Source organism: Anaerocolumna xylanovorans DSM 12503 (assembly GCF_900143645.1).
In the GTDB taxonomy this organism is placed as follows: Bacteria; Bacillota; Clostridia; order Lachnospirales; family Lachnospiraceae; genus Anaerocolumna; species Anaerocolumna xylanovorans.
The window spans coordinates 100,469-112,521 of record NZ_FRFD01000009.1; the positions used below are offsets into that span (position 1 = coordinate 100,469).

Annotated in this window: 9 protein-coding genes; 1 reads left to right on the plus strand and 8 read right to left on the minus strand. The window is 41.3% G+C overall.

All coding sequences use genetic code 11. The annotated features are described in order from the left end of the window. Positions 1 to 11: 11 nt before the first annotated feature. The 3 genes from BUF11_RS15425 to pgmB are packed head-to-tail and all read right to left on the minus strand — an operon-like array spanning position 12 to position 2,898. Entirely contained in the window at positions 12 to 635 is a 624-nt protein-coding gene (locus tag BUF11_RS15425; RefSeq protein ID WP_073589751.1) for a discoidin domain-containing protein, read from the minus strand. Between the two features lie 25 nt (positions 636 to 660). Beyond that, on the minus strand, positions 661 to 2,226 hold the full coding sequence (locus BUF11_RS15430; protein WP_073589752.1) for a glycosyl hydrolase family 28 protein: 1,566 nt from the start codon (positions 2,224 to 2,226) through the stop codon (positions 661 to 663). Between the two features lie 21 nt (positions 2,227 to 2,247). After that, positions 2,248 to 2,898 (minus strand): beta-phosphoglucomutase, encoded by a 651-nt coding sequence (gene pgmB, locus BUF11_RS15435; RefSeq protein ID WP_139243429.1) that lies wholly within the window; start codon positions 2,896 to 2,898, stop codon positions 2,248 to 2,250. Between the two features lie 117 nt (positions 2,899 to 3,015). On the opposite strand from pgmB, the gene BUF11_RS15440 reads away from it, so the two are divergent. After that, positions 3,016 to 4,032: a LacI family DNA-binding transcriptional regulator gene (locus BUF11_RS15440; protein WP_073589754.1), complete on the plus strand. Its 1,017-nt coding sequence runs from the start codon at positions 3,016 to 3,018 to the stop codon at positions 4,030 to 4,032. A gap of 45 nt (positions 4,033 to 4,077) precedes the next feature. Here the strand turns inward: BUF11_RS15440 and BUF11_RS15445 are convergent, their stop codons facing one another. The 5 genes from BUF11_RS15445 to BUF11_RS15465 all read right to left on the minus strand — a co-directional run bounded on the left by BUF11_RS15445 (position 4,078) and on the right by BUF11_RS15465 (position 11,927). Then, positions 4,078 to 6,243, minus strand: a complete 2,166-nt coding sequence (locus BUF11_RS15445; protein ID WP_073589755.1) for a glycosyl hydrolase family 65 protein — start codon at positions 6,241 to 6,243, stop codon at positions 4,078 to 4,080. Between the two features lie 15 nt (positions 6,244 to 6,258). Continuing rightward, positions 6,259 to 8,553 carry a glycoside hydrolase family 65 protein gene (locus tag BUF11_RS15450; protein ID WP_073589756.1) on the minus strand — a complete coding sequence of 765 codons (2,295 nt, stop codon included), beginning with the start codon at positions 8,551 to 8,553 and terminating at the stop codon, positions 6,259 to 6,261. A gap of 3 nt (positions 8,554 to 8,556) precedes the next feature. After that, entirely contained in the window at positions 8,557 to 9,435 is an 879-nt protein-coding gene (locus BUF11_RS15455; RefSeq protein ID WP_073589757.1) for a carbohydrate ABC transporter permease, read from the minus strand. A 12-nt stretch (positions 9,436 to 9,447) separates the two neighbouring features. Then, on the minus strand, positions 9,448 to 10,365 hold the full coding sequence (locus tag BUF11_RS15460) for a carbohydrate ABC transporter permease (protein ID WP_242952385.1): 918 nt from the start codon (positions 10,363 to 10,365) through the stop codon (positions 9,448 to 9,450). 92 nt (positions 10,366 to 10,457) lie between these two features. Further along, positions 10,458 to 11,927, minus strand: coding sequence for an ABC transporter substrate-binding protein (locus BUF11_RS15465; RefSeq protein WP_073589758.1), 1,470 nt, complete (start codon positions 11,925 to 11,927; stop codon positions 10,458 to 10,460). Positions 11,928 to 12,053: the final 126 nt, after the last annotated feature.

Sequence of the window (12,053 nt, forward strand, 5' to 3'; positions counted from 1 at the left end):
CCTTTCCACCGTTACTTCTGGTAAACCTCAAACTCCGCTACCTGACCGCCGCCGGCTCCGGAATTCTCTGTAAATACCAGCTGCACATATCTGGCCTCGGTATCATCAAAAAGCAGCTGTACTTCATTGCCCGTATCCGGATCGAAGGTATATTGCCTGCTTTCGATAAAGGGCGTAAAGTTCACTCCATCATCGCTAAGATTTACTGCAAAGGTCTGGGTTCTCTTTCCCCATATGGCCATAGGGCTTAAAGCAGCCCTTATTGCATGGAACTTTTGCTTGCTCTCTAAGTCTACCGTAAGGTAATTGGGATAATCTGATTTCCCTTCCCAGTAGGATACTCCAAGAGCAACTCCGTCGGTTACCTTTCTTGGTGTGTAAACATCTGCAAAGCTGCTTGCCGTTACTTTCTTCTTCAATGCGATATTAGTGCCTTCCGGCAGTACCAGCTTATATTCTTTTTTCTTAAAGTCCGGATGCTCCATACTCTCTGCCTGATCCGGCGTACTTATAACCGTTACATTGCCGGCCTCAATATTCTTAGGCGGTTCCTTTATTTTTCCCGGTGCATATCCGATAAGATATATATTGGCTGCCAATAAAAGTACAATGATGATGGGACGTACTATTTTCATCTGACTATCCTCCTTTATAAACTTTCTATTTAATGGCTATATTTTCAGTCGTATCAGGATCAACCTCGAATTTTCCCTGATCAAGGCCGGTTATCTTCTCTCCCAGAATTTCCAGATTACTGATGGTAATATTCTTAATCTTATGTGCTTCATCAAAGCCTTCAATTCTTGACGGACTGAATTTACCGGAAAGCACTTTTACATTATCAATGGTTACCCCATCGATCTGTCCCCTTTCCTTGGTGGAGGTCCAGTTAGAGGTCTTCGGTATATGAAGGTCAATAAGGTAAGGCATCTCATCCCCATCCCCTGAACCCATCTGGGCATTTTCAACCGTTATGTTTTTAAAGGTTATGTCCTTTACGGTTGCATCATCGGCATTATGTACGGATATTACCGGCTTGTGGAAGTTATTTAGTACGGTAATATCTTCAAAGCTTATATTGGATATGGATACATCCTTTTGCTGTCCCTTATTGGTTTCGTAGCCAATTTCCATGGATTGGGCAAAGTCCGTCCAGAGCTGCATATTTTTAAAAGATATATCCGAAGAACTGCCTTCATAATTCTTAATAACCAGGGAGTCATCCCAGCTTCTTACAAAGCAGTCAGATACCTGGTAATTGGTGCAGGACTGTAAGGTGATGCCATCACCGTTGGGCCTTGAGGATATAATACGTATTCCATCAATCACACCGTTTGTTGAACTTTTGGCAGAGCATACCCATGCATTGGGATTTAATACGATAATATCCTTTAGGGTAACACCATCACAATCATCAAATTTAAGGGGAACATAAGCAGTCTTACCCATCCAGCCTTCAAAGCCGGACCCGTCAAGAATTCCTCTTCCTTCCACCTTAATATTCTTTGCGTAATTAGAATTGATAATGCCATGTACAACGGCACCGCCTGCCAGGTACAGTGTCTGATTGTTTTCTAACACAATATTTTCAATATTCCACTCACCAGGTCCGATATATTTTACAGTATCGCTGCTCTTAGTGGGTGCATCCGTATCAATGGGATTTGCAAAGATATGAAGAGCACGTTCCGGCGAATCGTTAAATGTTACGGTATAATTATCCGGTTTCGTAATGGTAAAGGTTATTGTTTTGGCTGCGGTATCTACTTCAGGCTTGATACTATAGCTTAAGGGGCTTACCTTTACTGATTTTAAGTCCATATTTGGTACACTAACCTCAATTTTTGCAACACTCTCAAAGTCAAAGTAAGTAATAGGAGTTCTTGACTGAGGCGGCATATAGTCCGGATACCAGGCTCTGTTATGATTTACGTTGGTATCATATACATAACAGTCATAGCCGTCTACTTTGACCTTTGTGTCTGTGCAATGCAATAAGGCAAAGTTTCTTTCCTTCTCACTGGCACTTGCCAGGTCATCCGCTGTCTCATCTTTTAGAGACTTTGGACCGTCATACAGCACCAGCTTGGACCCTTCGTAACTTATCATTTTACTGACCTCTTCTGTTCTGTCCCTTAAGTGTTTTCCCGCTGCCGCTGCAGTTATAACAAGCGCGAGAATTGCAAACCACTCAACCACTATAATTGCTTTTTTCTTACCTTTCATGTAAATACCCTCCTCCATTCCTTATGACTCTAAGATAGTCTTCCAGTCAATGTCTGCCTCAAGACCCGGCGCTTCATAATCCGCACGGAGCTGTTCATATTCGGTCCCAACTCCAAGGGTTTTCATATGTGCTGCCTTTCCTGCCACTATTCCGGCAAAAGAATCCTCGACTACAAGGCATTCTTCATATTTAAGTCCCAGCTTATTAGCTGCTACCTCAAATACTTCCGGGTCCGGTTTTGACTTTGTTATATCCAGCCCGCAGCTTACCTTATCGACATATTCCATGAGCCCGGTTTTTGTTAAGATGATCGGCGCATTTTTGCTTACTGAACCGATTCCTATCAGAATCCCCTTATTCCTTAACATTTTCAGGCACTCCACTACTCCCGGAAGTATGGCGCTCTCATTAAGTTCCGTAAGAAGCTCTTTATAGAAATTATTCTTCCGCTCTGCCAGTTCCTCCTTTTCTGCCACTGTATAAATCCTGCTGCCCTTGCTAAGAACCACCTCCAATGATTCCATTCTGCTTACACCTTTTTGCTTTTTGTTATCTTCTTTTGAAAATTTATCTATACCAAGCTCTTCGGCTAACATTTTCCATGCTTTAAAGTGCATTTCGTCCGTTGAAACCAAAACCCCATCCAAGTCAAAAATTACTCCTTTTATCATGATCTCATCTCCTTTGAATTTATTGCTGCTTTTTTAATCTGTACATTTTCCCCTGGTTATGTTAAACTATTTACACTTAAGTTTAACATTAAACCCGCTAAAGAAAGGAACATTCAAATGACCACCATTAAGGATATTGCACAAGCCGTAGGGGTAAGCTGTACTACTGTCTCCAATGTGATCCACGGAAAGACAGGCCGCGTATCAGCAGAAACTATTACCCGCATTAACGAAGCTATAGATAAACTGGGTTATGTTCCGAATATGTCCGCACGCTCCCTGGTGTCCAGTTCTTCCAAAGTTATTGGAATGATCAGCCACCTTACTTCAAATAAAAAGGAAAGTATTGTAGAAGACCCCTTCCACTCCGCCTTTATTGGTTCTATTGAAAAAACCTTAAGGGAAAACGGCTACTATTTAATGCTTCGTACAGTAGAAACTACATCTGACTTGATAAACTTTTTGCACAACTGGAATGTGGACGGCCTTTTCTGTACCGGTGTATTCCAGGATGAATTTTTTGAAGCCCTGACAAGTCTTAAAATTCCTGTAGTATTAATTGATAGCTATGTATCCCATCCTAATATCTGCAATGTAGGCTTGGAGGATTATGACGGCGGCTATACTGCAACCAGGTATTTACTGGATAAGGGCCACGAAAATATTGCTTTCGCTTCACCCAGCATTAAAGAAAAGGGCGTTGTTTATGAACGTTTTCAGGGATATAAGAATGCCTTAAAGGAAGCCGGCGTTCCCTTCCGCCAGAATATTGTATTCGAGCAGGAGCTTGACACGGCTACCACCATTGCCCTGGGTACAAAACTTGCGGCAAGAAAGGATATAACCGCAGTCTTTGCCACCGCTGATATCCTGGCTGCCGGTATTATGGCAGGTCTTAAACAGGCAGGCAAAAAAGTCCCGGAAGATATATCCATTATAGGTTTTGATGATATTAACCTGTGCCAGTTAACCTGTCCGACACTCACCACAATTCATCAGGATGCGCCCTTAAAGGGAAAATTGGCTGTTTATTTCCTAATGGACAAGCTGGACAATAAGCCCATTCCCAACAGGGAAATTATTCTTCCTATTCATCTTGTGGAACGTCAAAGTGTAAAATCACTTTTTAATTAGTCAGAAGGGGATGTCAATTTATTCATCCCCTTTTCTTTTTCTAATTCAATTTATCTTCTCTACCCTGGCTTCTTCTTTTGTTATAGTTACCTGATGCAATTCTCCCAGATAATAAACCTTAAAGCTTAATTTGCTCCATCCATCAGGCAGTTTTGACTCTGCTTTTAAAGTCCCATTTTCAATATGGAGTCCTCCAAATCCTTCCACTGCGGTCATATAAGCTCCTCCGCTGGCAGCCGGATGCGTACCTCCTATATAAATCAGTCCTGCCCACTGCTTTCCTCCATCCACTAAATCTGCCTTTGCAGACTTAATAAAGAAAGGATAAGCTTTCTCTGCCATATCACACTTACAGGCAAGCATGGAATACATGCAGGCACTTAAAGAAGAACCATGCTCTGTTCTCGGCTCATAATAAGCCCAGTTCTTATAAAGGGTATCCTTATCGTATTCCCCGGAAAAGAGGTTAACCATGGTTACCACATCCGCCTGTTTGATTACCTTGGTATGGGAAGCGACACCATAAGCTCCTCCCCAATATTCCTTTTCATGCAGAAGTCTTGATTTGACCTCTGAAACCGTAACTTCCTCCAATTGTTCATATCCGTCAAACTGTTCAATAACTCCTGTTTCTTTATCCGGTGAAGGGATATATAAATGCTCTGCTGCATCTTTAAACTTATTATAAAGTTCTTTATAGAGGACACTATCCTGCTCTGTATAATTTTCCAATATATTTACAGCCGAATCGAATGTAAGCTTAGCCATCCGGTTGGTATAGGCATTATTATTCACTCTTTCATGGTATTCATCAGGTCCGATAACATCCCACAATTCATAGCAGTCTTTATTTACTCGCTTTACTAAAAGACTGTAGTAGAATTTGGCACATTCAATGATTACCTCTGCACCGCCTTCTTTCAGTAAATCATCTTTACCCGTAAACTGTACATAACGCATAATGCCATAAGCAACTGCTGCTGAAATGTGTATCTGCTTATCTTTAAAATAAGTGCGCATGGGACGTCCGGTAAATACATCCGTTACGTTGTAATCCGAACAGGCATCAAAGCCGCCCTCCTGGCTCTCCCAGGCATAGAAGGCTCCGTTAAAACCATAGCCTTTTGCTTTCTTTTTTGCACCTTCCAAGGTGTCGATACGGTATTTTAACAGTGTTTTTGCAACCTCCGGCTCCGTAAAGAGAAAGAAGTCCAGCATAAACATTTCCGTATCCCAAAATACCGCTCCCTTATAGGTCTGACCGGAAAGCCCTCTTGCTGCAATGGACAGGCTCTTTGAATGTCTGGGGGCAATGCTGTGAAGATGATATAAGGAATAATTAAGTGATTCCATGGCTTCATCGTCTCCTTCAATCAGAACCTCCGATACATTCCACACCTCTTCCCACTTGCTGCAATGCTTTGCGTACAGGCTTTCATAGCCCTTAGACTTTGCCTGGACTGCAAGGGCTTTTGCCTCTTCCTTATAGCCTTGCAAATCCTTACTGGTGTATACGCTGATATACTTATAGAAGGTATATTCTTCCCCTGCCTTAACCGTAAGCTTCAGATGTCTGACAATCTTTCTGCCGGCACTTTCTGTCACTTCTTCTGCCGCAAAGGCAGCATCAAAACTTTCGCAAACTACAACTTCATCTTTATTTTCATGGGTGATTCCAAGGGCACATATAACCTCTTCCTCGGTACCGGTTTCTACCTTGTCATAATGGGGCCCGTTAATATCCCAGACATCTCCGTCTATTCCCGTGAGCACCTCAAGACTGCCGTCAAAGGAAGGTGTTATTTTAACCTTCAGGCAAATGAGGTGTTTTTCATCCATACTGGCAAAGCGCTGTGTTTCAAGAAGTACTTTGCCCTTTACCGTCTGAAAAGCAGTCTCTCTGTGAAAGATTCCATGCCTGAAATCCAGGGTCATCTTATGGGAAAGACATTCTTTTTCCGGCAGGGCATATTCCTCACCCGCTGCAAGGATTCTGGTAAAAAGACCGTTAGGGGCATTAAGAGGTTCCCTCCAGCCGTTTCCTACCTGGTCATAGATACCGGAAAGGTTAATAGCCGGGAACTGTTCCCTCTTAAACTCTTCCAAGGTTCCTCTGATACCCATATAGCCATTGCCGGTTAAGAACTTATTCCCAAGACCTGTCGCTTTTTCTTCATCAAATCCATTTTCTTCAATCTTCCAGTTAACCATAAGTTAATTCCTTTCCTAACGGGAGATAGGAATCACTAATTCTTCCTTCCCTAAAGTATATGGCTTTCCATAAATCAGAACCGGTATGCCTGCCCCCTTCTTGGAGGTGATTTTTACATTCTTTCCATCTACTCTGACGAAAAGAACGTCCTCTTTAAAATGAATCTTGAAGGAATAGCCTTTCCATTCCTTCGGAAGAGAAGGAGCAAAGGAAAGTTCTTTCCCGTCAGACCTCATACCGCCAAATCCATAGACGATGTTCATCCAGGCTGCTGCAATAGACGTAGTATGAAGTCCCTCGCCTGTGTTTCTGTTATAGTTATCCATATCCATTCTGGTGGCAAATCCAAAGAACTTATAAGCCTCCTCTTCCTTTCCTATCTGTGAAGCCAGGATAGAGTGAACAGAGGGTGAAAGAGAACTCTCATGGATACATCTGGGCTCATAATATTCATAATTACTTCTTAGCTGTTCCTCTGTAAAATCGCTGTTATACATCAGCATAAACATCAAAACATCCGGCTGCTTTAACATGTCGTTGCGGTATATTCTGTCATAGGTCCAGTGATGGTATAAAGGGAATTCCTCTATGGGTATTTCATCAATATCTACATGAGGCAGGTTAAAATATCCTTCATGCTGCTCAAATACACCGGTTTCCTTTTCATAAGGAATATACATATGTTCTGCAATACTTCGGAAATACTTTACTTCCTCTGCCGTAAGTCCCCGTTCTTTTATAACCTCCTGATACCTGTCCGGAGCTTTTTCTGAACACCTGTTTAAAACATCAAGGGTATATTCCAGCGTCTTCTTTCCAAGATAATTGGTATAGCAATTATTGTTAACCATCATCTGGAATTCATCAGGACCCATTACACCATAAAAGCCATAACGTGTCTTATCCGCACTCCAGTCTCCTCTTGTTGCAAGCATTCTGCTAAGCTCAATCAAGATAGGAAGTCCCATGTTAAAGAGAAATTCCTCATCTCCGGTTATGTTCTCGTAATGCCAGTACCCATAAGCAACTGCCGTAGAAGCCTGCAGCTGTAAGCTGGCATGCTGCCACAAGGAACAGCACTCTCTTCCCGTGATGGTAGCAATGGGATAAAAAGCACCCTTGCAATCCAATTCTTTTGCTCTTTCCATTGCCTCGGTAAGTGTCAGGTAACGGAATTCAAGCAGATGTTTGGCTGCTTCCGTATTATTAAAGATGTAAAAGGGCAGACAGTAGGCTTCCGTGTCCCAGAAAGTATTTCCGCTGTAAGCTTCTCCGGTTAAACCCTTTGCACCAATAATGGTTCCCTTGTCGGCACCGTGATAGGTCTGGTGCATCTGGAAGATACAATATCGGATACCCTGTTGGTTTAATTCGTCTCCGTCAATTGCAATGTCAGAATCCTCCCAGGTGTTTTTCCACCAGTTAAGGGTATCTTCCTTTAATTTCTCATAACTTAACGCTCTTAATACCTTAAAGTTTTCCTGGCACTTCTTATCAAAAGCTTCCTTATCTTCTTTGCCTGTACCTTTACGGCTGATATTCCTTATAATTTTAGTAAACTCTAAGGTCTTTCCTTCTTCTGCTGCCAGCACAAACCTTCTTACTAACTTCTTTTCTTCCCTGCAGTCAGACTTACTACTGTAATCACACTGAAACAGACAACTTACCAAAAGAGCCTGGTCCGTACTGACAGTGCTTCCCAACATGCTGATAGCAGTATCCTCTGATGCAATATCAACTACATTCCACATACTTTTACCAGTCATATGATGAATCTGTGTAAAATCAATACCGGAAGAGAGTATTATCCCGCCTGTAAAATCAACAGGTGTTATCTTAATCCTTTGAACGGCAGCCTCTGCCTCTTTCATGGATAAAAAGCGTTCAAATTCCAGCTTAATTTTCTTGCCGCTCCTTAAATTCCATGTATAGCTTCTGGTTAAAATACCGCTCTTTAAATCCAGCACTCTCTCAAAATCTTCAAATGCACTGGTATTAAGGTCCGCACTCTCACCGTCTGCTTCAATCCTTGTATATAACCAGTCTGCGGAATTCACGATAAATTCTGTTCTGTCTATAATTCCCTTATAACCGGATTTCTCTAATTCTGCCGCTTCGTATATCCCATTGAAGTAATTGCCTATCAGGCTGTCTCCGGAATATCCTTCCTCAAAACTGCCTCTGGTTCCCATGTATTCATTCCCTAGGGAAAACACAGATTCAGAAACCTTTGCATATTCTTTGTTAAAGCCCTTTTCAATAATCTTCCACGGGTCTAATTTATAATAAATATCTGCTGATTTTGCCATACTCTACCCCTTTAATGCTCCTGCTGCTGCGCCTTCTGTAATTTGTTTTTGGAAAATAGTAAATAAAATGATAGGAGGTATAATTGAAAAAGCTACCGCTCTTAGAACTTCTACATCTGTTGCAGTGGAGGTTCTAAACAGAAATAAGCGAACCATAACCGTTTCCTTCCCTGAACCGTTTAATACCAGATAAGGCAAGAGGAAATCGGACCAGGCAGCATTAATTGCAAATATAACCACTACCATAACGATGGACTTTGACAGAGGAAGTACGATTCTGGCAAAGGTCTTTAGATATCCGCATCCGTCTAACTTGGCTGCCTCAATCAATTCCTTGGGCAGACCTTCAAAAAACTGCTTGAATAATATTACATAAAATGCATTGGCACCAAAGGAAAGCCACAGCGGTAAAAAGGACTGGTTTAATCCTATTCTGTTAATGTTTACGAATAACGCTACAACACTTGTTGTTGCAGGAATCAGCAAACTCCACATAACCAGGCCAAACACTATCTTATGTCCCTTTGGTTTTAAAATTCCAATAACGTATGCTATCAGTCCGTTAAATACGACCGCACATACAACGCTGCCTACAACGGATATGGAGGAGTTAATATAATACTTTGCAAATTTCAAATCTCCCCATGTCTTTATATAAGTGTCAAGATCAAAGCTTGAAGGCAATATGGTTGCGCTTCTTCTGAATTCCCGGATATCCTTAAAACTTGCAAGGAATACCCATACAGGAGGAAACAGGGATACTATGATAATAGCAAAGCAGATGATATAAATTGCAATAAGTAATATTTTGGTGCGTTTGGAATGAAGGTCATAAAAACGGACAACTCCGTCTTCTTTTTTTCTGTAATTATCAAAGAACATTCAAACACCCCCTTAATTTTCTTTGGAAGCGGTAATTTTAAAATACAAACCGCTTAATATAATTAGCACGATACTCATCATAACGGACAATGCTGCTGCCATCGGATAGTTGTAATCCCTGAAAGCGTAATTATACACTAACTGCATAATAGAAATACTTGCATTGTTTGGTCCGCCGTTTGTCATAACCAAAGGTTCGTAGATTATCTGGAACACAGAGATTATTTGCAGGATAAGTAAAGTCTTGCCCAGAGAAAAGATGCTGGGGACTGTAATGTATCGCATTCTGCTTAAGATACCCGCGCCGTCTATGGTTGCTGCTTCGTAAAGCTCGGGATTAATATTTGATATACCTGCCATGTAAATTAAGGCAGTGGAACCTGCACCTTTCCAGGTCATTGCAAGCACAATAAGGGGAATGGTCCATTTGGGATTGGTGAGCCATATCTGAGGCGCTACACCGATTTTATCCAGTAATATGTTTAAAACGCCGGTATTTCCGGGACGGAAAAAGAAACCCCACATAAGTACTGTAGCAAGTCCCGGCATAATATTGGGGAAGTATACCCCTACTCTAAAAAAGCTTCTGAAATGAGTTGTTTCTGTTATCAGCACTGCTATGATAATGGGAACTAAGAATCCAATAATCAAAGACCATAAAATATATACAAATGTGTTGGAAAATGCCGCAAGGAAATCCGGGTGCTTTAGTACTTTCATATAATTGCTGAAGCCTACAAATTTTTCTAAGCGAATTCCTTTTGCGGTATAAAGGGAGAGTCGGATACTTTCAACCAATGGCTCCCACACAAAAAATGCAAATAACAGGAGTGTCGGCAGCATGATAAGCCATCCTGTTAAATCTTTTCTCTTCATCCTACTAGTAGTTCTCGGTGTCCTATTTGCTAAGTCATTTTTCGTTTCAGCCAATTTTCCTGCCCTCCTTGTAATTCAATCTGTCTTATCAGAGTTGATGGGCATCTCACCTAAGATCCCCATCAACTCGTGTAACTATTTATTTATTATTTGTTTACATTTTCATCAAGAAGTTTCTGATAGTTATCGTTAGCTGTCTTCATAAGAGATGCAACATCTGCCTTCTTGTCAGTAATAACTGCCTGAAGAACTTTTGTAAGTTCAGCATATAAATCCTGTGCAGAACCGGGTTCTTCCAATCTTAAATTACCATCTGCCTTAATGATGTTAAAGTAATCATTGTAAAGATTCATATCAACATTACTGTACTCTTTTTGAACTGCACTTTCAGCATCAAGAACTTTCTGGTCAACCCAGCAAGGGAAACGAGGAATTACAGGTACGCCGTTGTCATTCTTGTTCTGAGCATCAGCCTTCATACCAGCAATAGCATCATCGGTAGCAACGGGAGCTTTACCCATAACTTCCAGATAGTCAAGAGCTGCATTAATCTGATCAGGAGTAGCATCCTTAGAGAACATGTAAGGAGTACCGCCGGATAAGGAATACTGTCCGCCAGGACCTGCAGGCATGGGTACTAAAGATAATTTGTCAACAGGAAGACCATTAACCTGTGTAGGTTGGTTAACAGCGTCGTTAGCTGCAATATACATAGCTGCTGTGCTTGTTCCTAAGTTTACAAAACCAGTTCCCCAATCTTCGTTGGTAGGATCGGGAGTAAGCACATCATAATCCCATTTTAAGGATTTAACATATTCCATTGCTTTGATTGCTTCAGGTGTATTTACGTTAGCAACGAATTTGCCGTCTTTTTCAAGAGTTAAGGTTGCACCAAATGCCCAGGCAATATTGCTGAAATGCCAGCCGCCTGCATTATCCTTAGCTAAAAGGCAAAGACCGGCCTGACCTGTCTTATCTTTGATAGTTTTAGCTGTCTGTGCAAGTTCATCCCATGTCTTAGGATATTTAGGGTATCCGTTTGCATCAACTAAACCGGCATCTTCAAAAAGTTCAACGTTCACCATCAGGCCAAGAGCATACCCGTCACGAGGAATACCATATATCTTGCCATCCTTGGAAAGCAGGTTAAGAATAGAAGGATTCATTGCTGTATCCCAGCCTCTTGCTTTTAATTCATCAGTAATATCAGCTACGAAACCACCGTTGATTAACTTCTGAGGTTCTGTATACCATGTTTCGAAGATGGTAGGAAGATTGCCTGATTCTGCAAGAGAAACGAATGTATCTGTTGCATATTTATAATGATCAGGAACTACTTCTACATTAGGATGTGTCTCATTAAAAGTCTTTACATATCCTTCATGAAGCTTAATATCATCCGGTAATGTATCTTCAGGCCAGATACCAAGCTTTAACTGGAATTTCTCAGCAGGAGTGTCTGTTGCTGCTTCCGTAGGAGTTGCCTCTTCTGTTGTTGCCGGTGTGTCATTTTTACTTGTATTTGCTGTGTTGTTATCCTTCTTGCAGCCAACAAGCATGGTTGCGATCAATAGGAAGCACATAAGCATACTAACAAGTCTTTTCGTTTTTTTCATAAATCTTCCCCTTCCTTTCAAATAAGTCCTTATATAGTTTTACGTTAAACTACTGATATGTATTTGTGATGTATTGTTCGTTTAACGTTAAACTAATTATAGCAGTTGTGTAATTTGTTGTCAATA